The sequence below is a fragment of the Magnetospirillum gryphiswaldense MSR-1 v2 genome (genome assembly GCF_000513295.1).
Taxonomy (GTDB): domain Bacteria; phylum Pseudomonadota; class Alphaproteobacteria; order Rhodospirillales; family Magnetospirillaceae; genus Magnetospirillum; species Magnetospirillum gryphiswaldense.
Window position 1 is genome coordinate 2,361,549 of sequence record NC_023065.1, and the last position, 17,996, is coordinate 2,379,544.

15 protein-coding genes are annotated in these 17,996 nt (G+C 65.6%); 7 read left to right on the plus strand and 8 right to left on the minus strand.

Features of this window, described 5'->3' with window-relative positions; all coding sequences use genetic code 11:
- Window positions 1-11: 11 nt before the first annotated feature.
- The 6 genes from MGMSRV2_RS11100 (at window position 12) to MGMSRV2_RS11125 (ending at window position 8,370) form a co-directional block, all read left to right on the plus strand.
- Window positions 12-1,007, plus strand: coding sequence for an AAA family ATPase (locus MGMSRV2_RS11100; protein ID WP_024080456.1), 996 nt, complete (start codon window positions 12-14; stop codon window positions 1,005-1,007).
- Window positions 1,004-1,909 carry a DUF58 domain-containing protein gene (locus MGMSRV2_RS11105; RefSeq protein ID WP_024080457.1) on the plus strand — a complete coding sequence of 302 codons (906 nt, stop codon included), beginning with the start codon at window positions 1,004-1,006 and terminating at the stop codon, window positions 1,907-1,909. The genes MGMSRV2_RS11100 and MGMSRV2_RS11105 overlap by 4 nt, the downstream gene beginning before the upstream one ends.
- Window positions 1,906-4,578: a DUF4159 domain-containing protein gene (locus MGMSRV2_RS11110; RefSeq protein WP_024080458.1), complete on the plus strand. Its 2,673-nt coding sequence runs from the start codon at window positions 1,906-1,908 to the stop codon at window positions 4,576-4,578. The genes MGMSRV2_RS11105 and MGMSRV2_RS11110 overlap by 4 nt, the downstream gene beginning before the upstream one ends.
- Window positions 4,575-6,596 (plus strand): hypothetical protein, encoded by a 2,022-nt coding sequence (locus MGMSRV2_RS11115; protein WP_024080459.1) that lies wholly within the window; start codon window positions 4,575-4,577, stop codon window positions 6,594-6,596. Before MGMSRV2_RS11110 ends, MGMSRV2_RS11115 begins: the two co-directional genes overlap by 4 nt.
- A 177-nt stretch (window positions 6,597-6,773) precedes the next feature.
- Window positions 6,774-7,907, plus strand: coding sequence for a M23 family metallopeptidase (locus tag MGMSRV2_RS11120; RefSeq protein WP_024080460.1), 1,134 nt, complete (start codon window positions 6,774-6,776; stop codon window positions 7,905-7,907).
- Window positions 7,888-8,370 (plus strand): bactofilin family protein, encoded by a 483-nt coding sequence (locus MGMSRV2_RS11125; protein ID WP_024080461.1) that lies wholly within the window; start codon window positions 7,888-7,890, stop codon window positions 8,368-8,370. Before MGMSRV2_RS11120 ends, MGMSRV2_RS11125 begins: the two co-directional genes overlap by 20 nt.
- 13 nt (window positions 8,371-8,383) lie before the next feature.
- On the opposite strand, the gene MGMSRV2_RS11130 is transcribed toward MGMSRV2_RS11125, so the two are convergent.
- Window positions 8,384-8,824, minus strand: coding sequence for a hypothetical protein (locus MGMSRV2_RS11130; RefSeq protein ID WP_024080462.1), 441 nt, complete (start codon window positions 8,822-8,824; stop codon window positions 8,384-8,386).
- Between the two features lie 138 nt (window positions 8,825-8,962).
- Here MGMSRV2_RS11130 and MGMSRV2_RS11135 point away from each other — a divergent pair, with 138 nt between their 5' ends.
- Window positions 8,963-10,336 (plus strand): tetratricopeptide repeat protein, encoded by a 1,374-nt coding sequence (locus tag MGMSRV2_RS11135; RefSeq protein ID WP_024080463.1) that lies wholly within the window; start codon window positions 8,963-8,965, stop codon window positions 10,334-10,336.
- Here the strand turns inward: MGMSRV2_RS11135 and MGMSRV2_RS11140 are convergent.
- The 7 genes from MGMSRV2_RS11140 to MGMSRV2_RS11170 form a co-directional block, all read right to left on the minus strand.
- Window positions 10,333-10,821 carry a 3TM-type holin gene (locus MGMSRV2_RS11140; RefSeq protein WP_024080464.1) on the minus strand — a complete coding sequence of 163 codons (489 nt, stop codon included), beginning with the start codon at window positions 10,819-10,821 and terminating at the stop codon, window positions 10,333-10,335. The two genes, MGMSRV2_RS11135 and MGMSRV2_RS11140, sit on opposite strands and share 4 nt — an antisense overlap.
- Before the next feature lie 5 nt (window positions 10,822-10,826).
- Entirely contained in the window at window positions 10,827-11,309 is a 483-nt protein-coding gene (locus tag MGMSRV2_RS11145) for a cell wall hydrolase (RefSeq protein ID WP_024080465.1), read from the minus strand.
- Window positions 11,306-11,611: a hypothetical protein gene (locus MGMSRV2_RS11150; protein WP_024080466.1), complete on the minus strand. Its 306-nt coding sequence runs from the start codon at window positions 11,609-11,611 to the stop codon at window positions 11,306-11,308. The genes MGMSRV2_RS11145 and MGMSRV2_RS11150 overlap by 4 nt, the downstream gene beginning before the upstream one ends.
- A gap of 17 nt (window positions 11,612-11,628) precedes the next feature.
- Window positions 11,629-13,116 carry a phage terminase large subunit gene (gene terL / locus MGMSRV2_RS11155; RefSeq protein WP_024080467.1) on the minus strand — a complete coding sequence of 496 codons (1,488 nt, stop codon included), beginning with the start codon at window positions 13,114-13,116 and terminating at the stop codon, window positions 11,629-11,631.
- Complete coding sequence (locus MGMSRV2_RS11160; RefSeq protein ID WP_024080468.1) at window positions 13,113-13,412, minus strand: hypothetical protein; 300 nt, start codon at window positions 13,410-13,412, stop codon at window positions 13,113-13,115. Before MGMSRV2_RS11160 ends, terL begins: the two co-directional genes overlap by 4 nt.
- 84 nt (window positions 13,413-13,496) lie before the next feature.
- A complete protein-coding gene (locus MGMSRV2_RS11165) occupies window positions 13,497-16,703 on the minus strand; it encodes a DUF7483 domain-containing protein (RefSeq protein ID WP_158497755.1) in 3,207 nt (1,068 codons plus the stop codon).
- A gap of 81 nt (window positions 16,704-16,784) precedes the next feature.
- On the minus strand, window positions 16,785-17,885 hold the full coding sequence (locus tag MGMSRV2_RS11170) for a hypothetical protein (RefSeq protein ID WP_144084297.1): 1,101 nt from the start codon (window positions 17,883-17,885) through the stop codon (window positions 16,785-16,787).
- Between the last annotated feature and the right edge of the window lie 111 nt (window positions 17,886-17,996).

Here is a 17,996-nt window from a genome sequence, read left to right on the forward strand (position 1 = left end):
AGGAGAACCCGGTGACCAGCCCCAGAAGCAGCCTTAATTCGGAGCAGGAGGCCGCCGACCTCAACCGCCTGATCGCCAGCGCCCGCGACGCCGTCGCCCAGGTGATCTTCGGTCAGGATCAGGTCATCGAGGAAAGTCTTATCACGCTGCTGGCGGGGGGTCACGCCCTGTTGATCGGCGTCCCCGGCCTAGCCAAGACCCGGCTGGTGCAAACCCTGGGCACGGTGCTGGGGCTGGCGGAAAAGCGGGTGCAGTTCACCCCCGATCTGATGCCCGCCGACATCCTGGGCTCGGAGGTGATGGAGGAAGCCGCCGATGGCCGCCGCTCGTTCCGCTTCATCCAGGGCCCGGTGTTCAGCCAGTTGCTGATGGCCGACGAGATCAACCGCGCCAGCCCCCGCACCCAGGCGGCGTTGTTGCAGGCCATGCAGGAAGGCCGGGTGTCCATCGCCGGCCATTACCACGATCTGCCGGCACCGTTTCATGTGCTGGCCACCCAGAACCCGCTGGAACAGGAAGGCACCTACCCGCTGCCCGAGGCGCAACTGGACCGTTTCCTCATGCAGATCGATGTCGGCTATCCCGATTGGGAGGCGGAAAAGCGCATGCTGGTCAGCACCACCGGCAACGCCGAGGCGCAACCGCAGCCGGTGATGGGGCCGGCGCAATTGCTGGCGGCGCAGGCGTTGATCCGCACCTTGCCGGTGGGCGAGGCGGTGGTCGATGCCATCCTCACCCTGGTGCGCGCCGGTCGCCACGAAACCAGCCCCCTGCCCGAGGTGCAGCGCCATGTCGCCTGGGGGCCGGGGCCGCGCGCCGCCCAGGCCCTGATGCTGGCCACCCGCGCCCGCGCGCTGTTGGACGGACGATTGTCGCCATCGGTGGACGACGTCGTCGCCCTGGCGCCGCCGGTATTGCGCCACCGCATGGCCCTGTCTTATTCCGCCCGCGCCGACGGCGTGTCGGTGGACCACATCATCGCCCGCCTGATCGGGACGGTGGCGTGACCACCACCCCCGATCCCGCTCATCTTGTCCAGGCCCAGGCCCAGGATCTGGCCGCCCGCCTGCCGCCGCTTCTGGTGGCGGCGCAACGGGTGGCGGCGTCGCTGACCGGTGGCAGCCACGGTCGCCGCCGGGCCGGAGCGGGCGAAACCTTCTGGCAATATCGCCGCGCCATCCCCGGCGATGCCGCCACCGCCATCGACTGGCGGCGCTCGGCCCGGGGACCGGGGCTTTACGTGCGGGAAAGCGAATGGGCGGCGTCGCAAGGCATCTGGCTGTGGGCCGATGCGTCCGGCTCGATGGAGTGGCGGTCGCTGGCCCAATTGCCGACCAAGGCCGAGCGCGCCCGCCTGCTGACCCTGGCCCTGGCCGCCGGCCTGCTGAATGGCGGCGAACGGGTGGCCTTGCTGCAAGACGGCAGCGCCCCCGCCTCAGGGTCGGGTATCCTGCCGCGTCTGGCGACGGCGCTGCTGAGCCCCCCGGCGCACCCCGGCCTGCCCCGCCCGCACCGCCCGCCGCGTCATGGCGAAATCGTGCTGATTTCCGACTTTCTCCACCCCGCCGACAGCATCGCCGCCGAAATCGCCGCCTTGGCAGCGCACGGCGCCAGCGGTCATCTGTTGCAGGTCATGGACCCGGCCGAGGAAACCTTGCCCTATGCCGGGCCGGTCCGCTTCGCCGGGCTCGAGGGCGAGGCCGAAATCACCAGCCGCCGGGCCGAGGATTGGCGCCAAGCCTATGGCGACAGAATGCGGGCCCACCGCGATGCCATCGCCGCCAGCGCCGCCGCCCACGGCTGGAGCTTCGCCATCCACCACACCGACCAGCCGCCGCAACATGCCTTGCTGGCGCTTTATAGCCGGCTGTCATTGCCGCGTAATGGTATGGGGGGCCTGGGCCGATGATCGGCTTTTCCACTCCCTGGCTGCTCGCCGCCCTGGCGGCCTTGCCGGTGCTGTGGTGGCTGTTGCGGCTGATCCCGCCGTCGCCCCGATTGGTGCGCTTTCCCGCCATCACCTGGCTGTACGGCCTGCAGGGCCAGCGCGACACCGCCGCCCGCACGCCGTGGTGGCTGTTGCTGTTGCGTCTGATCATCCTGGCTCTGATCGTCGCCGGCAGCGCTGGTCCCGTCCTGCACCCAGAGGCGCCGCCCCGCTCGGACACCCCTTTATTGCTGGTGATCGATGACGGCTGGGCCGCCGCCCGCGCCTGGGACCAGCGGCGGCAAGCGGCCTTGGACATCCTGGCCGAGGCCGGGCGCCGCGCCCGCCCCATTCATCTGCTGGCCACCGCCCCGCCCACCGATGGCGCGGCCATCGCCGTCCTCGGGCCGATGACCGCCACCTCGGCCCGCGCCGTGATCCAGGGGCTGGAGCCCAAGCCGTGGCCCACCGACCATGCCGCCGCCGCCGGCGCGGTGTCGGCCCTGGGGCACGACCACGTCATCGAAGTGATGTGGATCGGCGACGGCATCGACAGCGGCCACGGCAAGGCCCTGGCGACGGCATTGCAATCCCTGGGCGGCGGCGTCACCGTGCTGACCGCGCCGACGGGCCACATCCTGCGTCAACAAGCGGGCGGCGGCGACCCGCCGGTGCTGACCATCAGTCGCCTGCCCGGCAGCCTGGGCGACGAGCGTCTGGCCATCCGCGCCACGGATGGCAACAACCAAGTGCTGGGGCGCGAAGAGGCGCTGATCGCCGCCGGCCAGACCCGCGCCACCGTGCCGTTGCGGCTGCCGGCGGAAGTGCGCAACCGCCTGACCCGCGTCGACATCGAAAACGAGACCAGCGCCGCCACCACCTTGCTGTTGGATGAAAACTGGAAACGTCGCGTGGTCGCCCTGGCCGGCGGCGGCGATGACAGCACGCCGCTGCTGGCGCCGCTTTATTACGTCGAGCGGGCGTTGTCGCCCCATGCCGAACTGATCAAAGGCGAAATGTCCGCCCTGATGTCGCGCCGCCCCGACGCCTTGATCGTCGCCGACCTGCCGCTGCCCGACGGCACCGGCGACATCCTGAAATGGGTGGAGCAAGGCGGTGTGCTGGTCCGTTTCGCCGGACCGGCAACAGCGCGAATGGTATCGGCGGGCGGGGCCGGTGACGGCTTGCTGCCGGTGCGCTTGCGGGCCGGCGGGCGATCCCTGGGCGGGGCCATGTCGTGGACCGAGCCGCAAGCCCTGGCCGGCTTTGCCGAAAACGCGCCGCTGGCCGGCCTGCGCCTCGACCCGGAAATCCGGATTTCCGCCCAGGTTCTGGCCGAGCCGGCGCCGGAACTGGCCGAGCGCGGTTGGGCCCATCTCAGCGACGGCACACCGCTGATCACCGCCGCCCGCCGAGGTCAGGGCTGGCTGGTGCTGATCCATACCAGCGCCAACGCCGCCTGGAGCAACCTGCCGCTGTCGGGCGTGTTCCCCGACCTGATGCGCCGGTTGATCGTCCTGGGGCACAGTGCCGGCACCACCTCCGGCACTCTCGCCGCCAGCGAGGTTCTCGACGGTTTCGGCCGCCGCCATCCGGCCAGCGGCGTCGTCGAGGCGCTGCCGGCGGATCATGCCGCCCTGGCCCCCTCGCCCCAGCATCCGCCCGGCCTGTACGGCCCCGATGAGGGCCGTGTCGCCTTCAACCTGGGGCCGCGTCTGGCCGACCCGGTGGCGCTGGCATTGCCTTCCGGCATCACTGTGCGCGCCATCGATCAGCGGGCCGCCGCCTTGGATCTGTCCGGTTCTCTGCTGGCGGCGGCCCTGGTGCTGCTGGTTCTCGACCAGATGGTCGCCGTGGTCTGGCGCGGCTGGCGCCGTCCCGCCGCCGTCCTTTTGATGCTGGGATTGATCGCCGCCCCCCAGGCCCGCGCCGCCCCGCACGAGAACACCGACGACGCCTTCGCCCTGCGCGCGGTGCTGTCGACCCGGCTGGCCTTCGTCCATACCGGCGACGGCTTCGTCGACGGCAAGACCCGGGCCGGGCTGACAGCGTTGTCGCGGCTGGTGGGGGAACGCTCGACCGCGCGGCTGGACACCCCCATGGCGGTGGATCTGGAACGCGACCCGGTCTTGTTCTTCCCCATTGTCTATTGGCCGCTGAGTGCGGCGCAGAAGCCGCCCTCCGCCGCCGCCATGGACAAACTGAACGCTTATCTGCGCTCGGGCGGCATGATCGTCCTGGATACCGGGGTGGAAAGCGCCAATACCGCCGATCCGGCCATCCTGCGCAACCTGACCCAAGGTCTGGCGGTGCCGCCTTTGATCATGGTCGACGGCAATCATGTGCTGACCCGCTCGTTCTATCTGCTGAAGGAATTACCCGGACGCTGGGACGGCGCCGTCTGGGTGGCGGAGACCGGCGGCGACGGCCCCGACGGCGTCTCGCCGGTGGTGGTCGGCGGCAACGACTGGGCCGGCGCCTGGGCCTTGGACGGCCAAGGGCGGCCGTCCTTTCCCTGCGTCCCCGGCGGTGAACGCCAGCGCGAACTGGCCTGGCGCTTCGGCGTCAATCTGGTGATGTACGCGCTGACCGGCAATTACAAGGCCGACCAAGTGCATTTGCCGGCGATCCTGGAGCGCCTGGGCCAATGATGAACGCCTTTGCCGACCTGCAATTTTCGCCGTTGATCCCGCTGCCCTGGCTGCTGGCCCTGGCGCTGACGGCGGCTGTGGCCACCGCCGCCGGCCTGTGGCGGCGGGTTGCCGGCAGCTTCTGGCGGCTGGCGGCCATGGCCCTGGTGCTGCTCGCCCTGAGCGACCCGCGTCTGGTGGCCGAGCAACGCCAGCCACTTGCCGATATCGTCCTGGTGATGGTCGATGACAGCCCGTCGCAACGTCTGGCCGACCGCCCGGCACAAACCGCGCGAGCCCTGGCCCATGTGCAGGAAAAGCTGGCCGCCCTGCCCAATCTTGAAGTCCGAATCCGCCGTCACGACGGCGACAGCAAAGTGTTCGCCGCCATGCAAGCGGCCCTGGCCGATCTGCCGCGCCGCCGTCTGGCGGGCATCATCCTGATCAGCGACGGCCGCGTCCACGATCTGCCCGCCGCCGCCTTGGGGGCGCCGTTGCACGTGCTGCTGACCGGCAGCGCCGATGAACGCGACCGCCGCGCCATCATCACCCGCACCCCGGCCTTCGCCCTGGTCGGGCGCAACGCCCAGATCGGCCTGCGCCTGGACGACCCGCACGGCAAGGGCAGCGCCCCGGTCACCCTAAGCATCGACGGCGCCGAATTCCTGTCCACCACCCTGCCCTTGAACCGCGACGTCACCATCGACATCCCGGTGCGTCATGCCGGTCCGGTCATCGTCGAAGTGGCGACACCGGTCACCGATGGCGACCTGATGCCGGCCAACAACCGCAATGCCGCCGCCATCGGCGCGGTGCGCGACCGCCTGAAAGTGCTGCTGATCTCGGGCCAGCCCCATGCCGGCGAACGGGTATGGCGCAATCTGCTGAAATCGGACGCGGCGGTGGATCTGGTGCATTTCACTATCCTGCGCCCGCCGGAAAAGGACGACCGCACCCCCATCCGCGAACTGGCCCTGATCACCTTTCCGGTGCGGGAATTGTTCGAGGAAAAACTGAAGGATTTCGATCTGGTGGTGTTCGACCGCTATCGCCATCGCGGCATCATGGCGGCGCCTTATTATCAATTCCTGACCCAATACGTCCATGGCGGCGGCGCCCTTCTCGCCGCCGCCGGGCCGGAATACGCCGAAGCCGACAGCATCGTCGAGTCCGCCTTGGGCGACATCCTGCCCACCAGCCCGGAAGGCGGGTTGATCCAATCCCCCTTCGTCCCCACCCTGACCGAGGCCGGACGGCGCCACCCGGTCACCGCCGGATTATCAGAGCCGGCGCTGTGGGGGCCGTGGCTGCGGCAAATTCCGGTGCGGCAAAATCGCGGTATCGCCCTGTTGCAGGGCGCCGACGGCAAGCCGCTTCTGGTGCTGGATCAGGTCGGTCAGGGCCGGGTGGCCCAGGTTCTGTCCGACACCATCTGGCTATGGGCGCGCGGCTATCAAGGCGGCGGCCCCCACGACGAATTGCTGCGCCGACTGGCCCATTGGCTGATGCGCGAGCCCGAACTGGAAGCCGAATCCCTGAGCGCGATCATCCAGGGCGGGCAATTGCAGGTCACCCGCCGCACCCTGGCCACCAGCGGCGGCCATGCCGAAATCACCGCTCCCGACGGCACCGTCGTCGCGGTGACGCTGAAAGATCGCGGCGATGGCGCCTGGGTCGCCACCTTGGCCGCCCCCCAACCCGGATTGTGGACGGCACGGGCCGATACCCATGTCGCCCTGGCCGCTCAAGGCAGCCTGACCAATCCCGAACTGGCCGAAATCACCGCCACCCCCCACATCCTGGCCCCGGTGGTCGAGGCCAATGGCGGTTCGATCCGCTATGGCCAAAGCGACGGCCTGCCCAACCTGCGCCAGGTGGGCGGTGGCGGCGCCGTGGCCGGACCTCACTGGCTGGGACTGGTGCGCAGGGGCGATTATGCCATTCACGGCATCCACCAAACGCCCCTGCTGCCGCCGGCTCTGCTGCTGGTCTTGGCGGCGGCGGCGCTATTGCTGGGATGGAAGCGGGAAAGCCGGTGATATCGGCGAAACCGATTTAACCAATCATTCGGACTCATTACCTATAGATTAACGCCGTCTCCGCCAGTACACTGCGCCGGTGACAGAATGTGACGAACCGCCACGCCACATAGGGGTAATCTGCTGGTGCCGCAAAAGACGTTTGGCCTGAAAGTCGGGGATCAAGGCCGGGGGGCGATGCATAACATTGTCCACAGGTTGTTGCCTGAGTGGCAGGTTTTCGTTCGCGATGCCGATGGCCAGGCCAAGCATTTCATCGTCAGTCGGCGCCTGCAATTGCTGGGGCTGGTGGGCGTTGCCGCACTGGCGTTCTGGGCCGGGACCAGCACCACGCTGCTCAGCCACCGCCCCACAGAACTGGCGGAAAAAGAACGCCGGCTCGACGAGATGCTGGCCACCAACCGCGTCGCTCAGCAACGGCTGGTGGCGGCGGAAAAGCTGGTGGGCGACATCGCCCGCGAGGTGGACTCGGTCCACGCCAATTTGCAGACCCTGGCCGAATCGTCCGATGTTCTGGCGCGCGAACGCAGCGTGCGGGTAACGCCGCGCCCGTCCCTGGCCCCGACCGAGGATCAGGTGGCCGAGGCCGACGAATCCCGCCAAACCCGGCAAAAGGTGCGCGATCTGGAAGCATCGCTGGCGCGCTTGCAATTGGCCTATGCCAAGGCGGCGCAGCAGGTGGCGGAAAGTGCCGGCGCCCGTATCAGCGAAACCGAAACCCGCCTGAGCCGCCTGGGGCTGGACCCCATGCGCCTGTTCGCCGACAGCAAGCGTTCGCCCGGCCAGGGCGGCCCGTTCATTCCGTTCCGCGGCGCCGTCGATGGCGACGGCACGGCGGGGACGATGATCACCAAGGTCCAGCATTGGATCGGGGTCAAGGCCACCTTGCAGCGGCTGCCGCTGGCCGAGCCGATCCACAGCGGTTATGACTTCAACAGTGGCTTCGGCACCCGCAACGACCCGCTGAACAATCGTACCGGCATTCATGAAGGCATCGACCTGGGGGCTCCGATCGGCACCCCGGTCTATGCCACCGGCGACGGCACGGTGATCGATGCCGGTGAAAAGTCGCGCTATGGCCAGACCGTCGACATCGACCATGGCAACGGCCTTGAAACCCGCTATGCCCACCTGTCGCGCATCAAGGTGCAGCCGGGGCAGAAGGTGACGCGGGCCACCATCATCGGTCTGGTCGGCAATACCGGGCGTTCCACCGGCCCGCATCTGCACTACGAAGTGCGGCTCAACGATGTTCCCCGTGATCCCATCAAATTCATTTCGGCAGGGCGTGATGCTGCGAAAACTCGGTAAGACCCCCCCCACCGCCACCGCGAACGTGGTCTCCATCATCGGCGCGGATGTCCGCATTGTCGGCGACATCATCACCGAAGGCGAAATGCAGATCGATGGCCGCGTCGAAGGCGACATCACCTGTAAAACCCTGGTGATCGGACCGGGCGGGCACATCGTCGGCGAAATCAAGGCTGAACGGGTGCGAATCCATGGCGAGGTGTCGGGCAAGTTGAGCGCCGACCACATCACCATCGGCCGCACCGGCCATGTGACCGGCGACATCCAGCATGACAGCCTGGAAATCGAGTCGGGTGCCCAGGTCGAAGGCCATTTCCTGCGCAAGGGTCACGCCCCGGCAGTGGAACAGGCGGCTTTACCCAAGCCCGGCAACGGCGCCGCCGTGCCGGCGGAGGTGATGGCGGCAGCCGAAGCGGCGGAAGCCATCGCCGCCGCCGAAGAGGTTCCGGCCACCGTCAACTAGGCTTGATGCAAGCCTAGGCAAACTGCGCCTTAGCCTTGCGGGCAGCGACGGCTTCCGCCGGCGCATAGGCCTTGCCCTGCCACAACAGGTGATAGCCGGTTTCTTCGTTGCCGTTCTCGCACAATTCCAGCACGTCCTTGAACAAGGGCTGGAAAGTGGCGGAACGGTGCGATTGCTCATGCTCGGCGAAGCTGCTCCAGAAGGTGACGATCAGGGCTTCGCGATCCTTCAAGGGCGATTCAACCGTCTGGCCGATGGTCGAGCCCTCATTCGAGATGAAGCCGGCATTCAAGCAGACGAAGCCGCCGATGAAGCCGGTTTCCGAATGATAGGTTTTGACGTTCTCGCATAGCATCGCCACCCGCTCCTGCAAATCGTCCACGTCATACCCCGCTTTCAGCACCACACGGTTGACGGTGACGACGCCATCGGCGGGAAAACCTTGAATCAGCATGAAGTACCTCCACATCAATATTACATTGCTCTAATTTGGATAATAATTCTAATTGTCAAGGGCTAGGCAAAAAAAGGGGCCGCTTGCAACCATCGGCGGCGATGGCACAATGCGGATCTCATCCGAACGGGGGACGTGATGGAAGGGGACAAAAAACCGAACGCGGCGGCGATCGCCCTGGCCGAGGGCAGCCAGGCGTGGACGGCGGGCAAGACCGATCAGGCGGCGGCGGCGTTCGCCACCTCGGCCTTGCTGGCGCCGGGGGTACCGCTGGGCCATGTCAATCTGGGGGTGGCGCTGCGCCGGCAAGGCCACGTGGCCGCCGCCGTGATCAGCCATCGCCGGGCCTTGGCCCTGGCCCCCGACGACGCGGTGGCCCATTCCAATCTGGGCAATGCGCTGCGTGAACTGGGCCAACTGGCCGAGGCCGAGGATCACCTGCGCTGGGCCGCCCGAACCCAGCCCGACAATCTGTCGTTCCGTTATAATCTGGCCCTGCTGCTGCGCGACCGCCGCAAGCACGGCGAAGCCCGGGCCATGATGGCCGATCTGGTGGAAGCCCAGCCCGAAAGCGGCGATTACGCCTGGGATCTGGCCTTGGCCGACCTGTATTTGTCCGATTATCAGCGTGGGTTCGCCGGCTATGAAGCCCGGTGGCGGCTGGCGCGCTCGCCCAAGCGGGCCTTTGCGACGCCCCAGGTCTTGCCCGGCCAGGATCTGCGCGGCAAGACCGTGCTGGTCGCCGCCGAACAGGGCTTTGGCGATGCATTGCAATTCGCCCGCTTCCTGCCGGTGCTGGCCGAACGCTGCGGCCTGCTGGTGGTGGAATGCCTGCCGGAACTGCAATCGCTGTTCGCCGCCATCCCCGGCATCGCTCAAGTCTTCGTCAAGGGGGCTCAACCCCCGGCTCATGATTGCTGGATACCGATCATGAGCCTGGCCCATTGGCTGGAGGTTGATCCGGCCAGCCTGCCCGGCCCGGTACCCTATCTGACCCCGCCGCGCGCCTTGGCCCGCCCCCTGGGTCACCCCCCTGGATCGGTCTTGAACGTGGGGCTGATCTGGGCCGGCAAGACGGTGCCGCGTGACCGTTCGTGGCCATTGGAGCGGCTGTTGCCGCTGATGGAAGACCCGCGCATGGCGTTTTGGAGCCTGCAAATGGGCGAACGGAGCAGCGACCTGAAAACCACCGGCATCGGCACTTTGGTGCGTGACCTGTCGCCGGCCATCACCAGCTTCGCCGATACGGCGGCCCTGATGAACGGGCTGGACATGGTGGTGACCATCGACACCTCGGCCGCCCATCTTGCCGGCGCCCTGGGCAAGCCCACCTGGATGTTGCTGCGCTATGTGTCGGATTGGCGCTGGCTGGACCAGGGCGACACCTGTCTGTGGTATCCGACCATGCGCCTGTTCCGCCAACCCGATCCCGACGATTTCGACACGCCGGTGGCGCAGATGAAAATCATGCTGACCCAGGCCGCCGACAAGATGAGCGCAGCCAAGGCTTAACGCCCCTGCTTGTCCTGGCTGCGTTTGACCACGGCGATGCCCAAGACGCCCAGGGCCACGCCCCAGATGGGGCTGGTATTGACCAAGGCGGCGATGATGATCGGGGCTTGCACCGGCTCGGCGACCACCGCCCACGCCACCGCCCCCATGGTGGCGACCCAGGTCAGGGCCATGGCATAGCCGAAGGTGGGACGCCAGCGCCGTACATACCAATCCTCGGACCGGCTTTCGCTGCGCAGCGATTCGTTGATCTGGGCCAGGGCGGCACTGGCCTCGGTACTTTCCAGTTCGGTCATGCGCTCCAGATGACGGTGGGCCTCGGCCACCTGTTCAGGTGCGACCTGACCCGCCTGCAAGGCGCCGCCCACCTGGCCAAGGGCCTCGGCGGCGACCTTGGCCGCCGGATGGTCGATACTGTCCAAGGCACCGCCCACCGCCTTGACCAGTAAGGGCAGGCCGATACTGGCCAACAGGGCTGGGATCATGATGGTTACTCCACATCGTTGTAGAACAGATGGTTGCCGATTTCCGCCGACGGCAGACGGTGACGCGCCCAGGGCGGCAGCACCGCGCGGGTATGGTAATGGGTGGCGCCGCGAGTGGGGTCATCCAGTACGCCGGCGGCGGCACGGCGCGCCACGCGCAGGCAGATGCGGAAGCTGCGGTCGCGTTCCGTCACCGCCAGCAGCTTGGCCCGGTTGGGGTCGCCTTCGTTCCAGCAGCTGAATTGCCAGGGCTTCTGGCACACCTGCTCGATGGAATTGCCCCACCAATAGCGATCACCCCGAGCCTGAGCATGGCGCACCCGGTTGACGATGATGGCGGCCACCGCCTCGATGCCGCGCACCGGCTCGCCGCGCGCCTCACCCCACAAGGTGCGGGCCAGGATATCGACGGCGGACCCAGGCGGCGCCGGCAGGGTCTGGCTTTCGCCGTCGGGGACGGCCTCGACCAGGATCACCGGGGCGTTCATGGCCGACCTCCGGCCACGCCCACATTGTCCAGCTTGGCCTCGATGCGGACCAGATGCTCGGTCAGACGGCGCTCCACGTCCTTGAGATAGCCGGTGGTGGCATAGCTTTTCGCCACTTCCAGCTTATAGGCGGCCAGGGATTCCCGCGTCTGCCCCACTCCCACTTCCAGCCGATGGGCCAGATCGTCCAGACGGTCATCGGCATCCTGGCGCGAGCGCCAGATCAGCCAGAACAGACCACCCAGAACAGGCAATTCCACCGCAGTGATCCACCACAGCGGGCTCATACTCCAGTGTTCCATTTTTGTTCTCCAAAAAACTACACTTCAAACTCGGTGACCGCCCGCAAATTGCCGCCACCAGGGCGCCAATCGGCGCGTTCGGCCAGTTTGCCGCCGGGCCGGCCCAGGCGGACCGGTTGGGCCAGCAGGCAGCCGGCCACCGCGTCCAGGCCGTCGTCGCGGCATTTGCCGCCGGGTTGCCATTCGCGCATTTCCGCCACGAACGGCGTCGCCCATACGCTGCGATGCACCGACAGGGCGCCGGCGGCCAGCACCGCGTCGAAAGCGTCGATGATGCGCTGGTCCTTGGCTTTGCGGCTGGCCACCTCGACCACCGCGCACGGATAGCCGGCCTTGGCCAGTTCACGCCGCAGCAGACCGGGAAGGAAACGGCCCAGGCCGTTGGTTTCCAGGCAGATAGAGGGCAGATGCAGATCTTGGACGAAGCCGGCCACCTGACGACACAGCTGGGTGGCTTCGTCTTCATCGGCGCGGGCGGGGTCGTGGGTCAGGTAGTGCACCCGATGCAGCCAATAACCGCCGTCCTGATCGGTGAACAGGGCGGCGACCACCGAGGCATCGCCCTTGCCCGGCGCGCCATAGGCCGGGTCCCACCAGCACGACGCCGAGACCAGCCGTTTGTCGTCCAGGCTCAGCACCGGCAGGCCGTTGCCTTCGGCATAGACTAGATCGGCCTGATACAGGCGCAGACGGTCGGGGTCCAGCCGGCCATCGGCGATGTTGACCGGCATCAGCATCATCTGGCTGTCGAATTTGTTGGGGCCGGTGCGGCGGCGGATGCCGGCGATCTTGTCGGCGGGAAAACGTTCCGGCCAGGCACTGGCGCCGTTCTTATCCAGAAGCGGCAGCTCCAGACGATGGAAACCGTCGAGGAAGGGTCTCTCCTCGCCCGCCTCCAGCCGTGGCTGACTGGCATAGATGGTATAGAACGAATGCGGCGTGCCGACGTAAAGCTGCAAGCCGCCGGGGACCAACACATATTCGATCTCGCCCAGGCGTTCGCGCAGATCCTGGCGTTTGGGCGCGCTGTCGCAGGTATTGGGCACCTCGACGTCATCGCAGATGACGATTTCGGCACGCGAGCCGGTGATGTTGGCGCCGATGCCCTTGGCCACCATGGAAGGGTCGCGCAATTCGCCCGGACGGTTGACGGTGAACTGATCCGAGGCCCAATGGTCGCGCCGCTTGGGCTTCAGCCCCTGGGTCAGCGGGTGACGTTCGATGATGCGCTTGACGTTCCTGACCATCTTTTTCGCCAGGGCGAAATCGGCGGCCAGGATGATGATACGCAGATTGGGGTCGCACAACAGCGCCCAGGCGCAGAACAGGCCGACGATGGTGGATTTGCCGGAATTGCGAAAGGCCATCAGCAGCAATTCGCGATGATGGCTTTTGTACTTGCGGGCCAGCCAGCGGGCCATGCGCAGATGATGGGGCGGCGTCGATTGCCCCAGCTTGGCGTTCCACACCCAGACGAATTCGGGGAAGCCGATCCCTTGGCTCATGGCTCGTCCCCATCCAGGCCCTCAAGCGCGTCGCGGGCCTGGGCCAGCAGACGATCCAGGCTGGACGCTTCATCGTCGGCGGTGTCGATGCCGGTTTCGGCCCAACGGGCCAGTTTGACCAGCATCTCGATATGCGCCAACGCCGCCTTGGCCGCCGCCTGCCAAGCGGCGAAACCCTTGGCATCGGCGGGCGGATCGTCGGCGACGAAACGCAGGTAATCCTCCAAGGCGGCACGGATGCGGGACGGCAAATCCGCACGGCACGCCGCCCGGATGGAGCCCAGGTCTTCGGACATCGCGTCCTCCTGATGTTGTTGTCATGGCAAAAGAAAACCCCGCCCCGGACAGGCCGGAGCGGGGGGATAAAGAGAGCAAAGGCCTTAGCGTGCCTTGGCCGGAACCGTCTTGGTCCCGCCCAAGGGGGCTTCGGCGAAGGCGGCGTAGATGTAGGTGCCGTTGGAATTCGTCCCAGCGTCGATGCTGCGCACTTTGAAACCATTGGCCGTAAAGTCGAGCTTGTTCGCATTACCCAGAGCTTCGGGGGTGCTGTTGTTCGTTTCGAGCATATTGTCCACGACATTGTAGGGACTGCGAGCGGCATCAAACATGCGCCAATTCTCGGCGCTGTCAGTCCGCTTAATCAACACGAAGCGCGGACGGAACCCGCAATGGACGAACGGCCCATCGCTGGAACCGTTGCCGGTATAAGCGCCGAACTTGGAGAAGCCCGGCACTTCCGCCCAACAATAGGCGATGTAATTATCGCCGCCATAATTAACCCGTTCATGATTGCCAAGCGTAACCACGGCGGTCGATGGCGCGGTGCTGTTCCACATGCCGGCATCGGGGCCAAGATTTCCTTCGGTGGTGTTCAGGCGCATCACCCCGGAATTTCCCAAGGCCGCATGGAAAACCATCCAATCCATGGTGTTGGCATTGCGATTACCAGACGAGACATTTTTCACTAGGATGAATTTTGGCGCAGCCGACAGGCCATGCCCGAAACTGGTACCGGCAGTGCCGGTGCCCGCATACTTGGCGATACTGAACCCCGCCGTCGGATTGGCACTGACGGTGGACGGGATGGAGCCGACGGTATTGGCCACCGGAGCACCACCGGCTTTCCAGCACCAAGCGACATAATTACCGCCACTGCCATTGGTCGCCATCGCGCCGTTGGCAGCGAAGCCATTGGCATTGAACGACACGATCCCATTGGTATCGGTGGCTTCACCATTGCTCAGATCCGAATACAGCATCTTGGTTGGGCCGCGAACGCTGTCGTACAGACCGTGGCTTTCGATATTGTCCCGGCGCTTGCACCAAACCAGATCGGGCTGGAAACCCAGCCCGGTGACAACCTGGGATGTACCGGTGCCGGTATAGGTCACCACGTCCATATGCTTGCTCGGCGCTTGGATCACCGGCTTGGGCATGTTGGCGGTGCACAGGGCTTTGAAACCAGCCGGGACCGTCAGATTGAAGCCCGAGGCGCCGAAATAACAGGTCACTTCATTGTAGGCACAGCCCATCATCACCCAGTCGGAAACCTGGGCAGAGAGAGTGTAGGTGGGTGACGTTCCCTGTGCGGGATCGCCACCGCCGATCCAGGTATTGTCATAACCAAGCCACAGCATCTTGGCGTCCAGATCGACAGCGACCTTCATCACCGAGGCGGTGTTGAAACCCGCATCGACGATGTCGGTATACACCCCATTATGGGCATAGCGGATTCCCTGGTTGGGCGGCGAAGCCAAGGTGTACAGGCCATAGCCGTCCGCTCCGCCTTCGCTGCCGCCGGGATACTGATTGAGGCCGTCGTTACGCGTAACCGCGCCGGGCTCAATCCCGATGCCGCAATAACTATTATTGGCGGAATTGGTCTTCATTTCAAAGTACCACTTGCCACCGGACATCGCCAACGACGACCGCCACCACCGCACGGCAGCGCTGCCATTGGCCGAAGTATTGCCGTTGGACAGGACCAATCCGCTTTGCATGTTCAGTCGATTGATGGTCGCGTAGTTGTTGGTCGGCGCATCCGTCACCACATCCGCCGCCCCCAGGCTGACCGGAAGCCAGTGGTTGGCACCGGAAGCCGACCGACCCAGGCTACCATCGGTCCAGGTCAAGGCCGGCGGAGCTTCAGACACGGAAACACCGGCGGCAATGCTGGCAATGAAGCTTTCGCCCAACAAGCGGGCGCTCGGCGAATAGAGATAGGGCGTACCGATCAGATCGGCATCGTGCCCCCATGCCAAAGCTGAGGCGGGGCAGGCGACCGCCATGACATAGGTCCCGGTTTCCGGCACCAGATAATTGACCGCCACCTGTTCGAGACCGCTGCCGGCATGATTGAAGGGCGCCGATACCCACATCACCGTATAGCCGTTACCGCCATCGTCTCGCAGGATGTAGACGGACTTGCCGGTTTCGGCACTGCTCTGGGTGACGCCGATCTGAGTGATCCACGCCTTGTTCGGCAAGGGCCGATCTGGATTGATGACCACCTGATACGTGCCGAAACCACCCGCAAAGGCCGTGTTGGCGGTTCCGCCGGCACCACCGGCATCGGCGAAATCCAGATGGAAACCGTTGGTGCCATAGCCGCTCGTATCGAGAGCAAGCAGCTTCAAATCCGCGCAGTTGATGGTGCCGCCAACCGTGTCCGAGACGATGTGCGCCCAGACATGGGTAAAGGAACCGCTGACTGCGATGGTTTTTTCCAGCCGTCCCACGTCGGTGAACGGACCACTGCTCCCCATGATTGTACCGTCGGTGGCCGAGGACGGCAGACCGTTTTTGCCATAGATGGTAATGCTGATGTTACCGTCGACGTTGTCCTGGAAGCCGGAGCCAACCGGGGCGACGGCAACGACCCGAGTCAACGCGACCGGAGAGACAAAGGCCATGCCCACATAACCGCTATTCGCATTGGCTGGATAGGTGCTGGCCTGAGTGGCGTCGGTTCCATCAAAGGCACCGGCCAGACCATCCCGTCCGGTCATATCGCCAAAGGCAGTGCCGCCATCCCTGCGGATGACATTGGCCGGCAAAGAAGCGACCCGCTTGGGCCGCCACGAACCGGTGATCAGATCGGTTTCGCCGAAAGCGGACGGATCAAGGGCGGCGCCGTCGATCAGGGTCGGCTGGGTGATGTAGCCGTTGAAGGTTCCGTTGGCAATGGCGGCATTGCCTTCGCCGATGCGATGCTCATAGGTGGTGTTGACGTAGCCTTCGATATTCGCGAATTCGGTCAGCACGGTGGTCGGCTGTTCGATTCCGTTCCAGTAAATCTTGGGCGTCGCCGTCGTCACATCCTTTGATATCACCAGATGTCCCCAGGACGCCGTGTCTCGGAACACGGCGTTGGTCTGGACCCGCCCGACCCATGTGTTGCTCACGCAGACCCACAGATTCAGCTTGTCGTTGGCATCGAAGAACACCGACTCGCTTTCGTTCGAGTTGATGCCGGTGATCAGCAGGAATTGTTGCGTCCCGATAGCACAGCGCTTGACCCAGGCCGAAAACGTCCAGGTCTTGCGGTTGCCGACCGTGCTGGGCGTGCGGGTGAAATAATCCGCCACCCCGTCCAAGCGAACGGAATTGGCGATGGAAAAGGCGGCCTTGCGGCCGCCCCCCAGCATCATGCTGTCACTGAACATGGTTTATGCCTCCACGTCGTTATAGGCGTACTCGATGCGGTCGGTGGCGCGGATGTGGTAGTCGATGCGGCCCTGACCGGTGATCTCGGACGGCGCGCCGGTGTCGCCCACCCGCTTCCACTGGTCACCCATGCCGGCAATGGCGAAGCCATTGGGGATGATGCCGATGGTGCCGCGCTGACCGATCGCGGCGGCGCTGGGATTGGCGAAGGTGATGTCAGCCGACAGGGTCAGATCGAAGTTCTGGTAGGTGCTCATATCCAGGGTGACCGAACCGCCGACGCTGGCGGCGAACAGCGCGCGGTTGCGCTGCGGTGCGCTCCAGTCCTGGGCCACGTTCAGATAGGCGACGTTATCCAAGCCCAGCCGGGTGCGAGCCCCGGACGCGTCGGTCAGGTTGAGCAGGTTGCGTTCAGCGAGAGCGTAGTTGTCGCGCAGGTTCGTCTTGGCGACGTCATCGGGGGCAACCTTGGTGACGAATTTCGCGTCGGCGTCGTCCTGAAGGTAAACATCGCTCGCCTTCGCCACGTCATAGGCTCCCCGAAAATCCTGCGCTTCGGTGCCGACCGGAGTTTTCTTCAAATAACGCAGGTCGCTCGCCACTTCCGACAGGACTTGCAGACGAGCCCGGCCAACCTCTCGATCAACGTTGTCCAAAGTGTCGGTGGCGACGCCATATTCCTCCACGAAGGCGACGATTTCGGCGTCGGTGGCATCCTTCTTCAGATACAGGTCACTGGTTTCCTCGGTGTTCGCCACCACCAGGACCTGACGGCCTTCGCCGTCTTCCTGGGCGGTCAGGCTGATGCCGGCGCCGGCCACCAGCTTGTCCGACAGATAGCCCGACGACGCGTCTTCCGACGAAACGGCGGTGCGGCCGCGATGGCGGATCAGCAGGGTCTTGCCGGCGGACGGCGCCGCCAGGAACACCACCACGCCGCCGCCCGGGCTGGCGGCGCCGTGCACGGTGAAGCCGGACGTCTGCTCGACATTGTCGATCAGAACCTGGATGTCGGCTTCCTGGTCGATGGGAAAGGAAAAGGCGAAGGCATCGCTGATGCCGTTGGTGCCGTAGGAATGCTGCAAGGTCATCGTATGCTCCATGAAAAAAGCCCCGCCGGGGATCGGCGGGGCTGGAATTGGGGAAGGGGCCGTCATACCCGCGCAGGCGGGTATCCAGGAGTGGCGGAAAAGACGGAGGAGCACCCTCTGGAC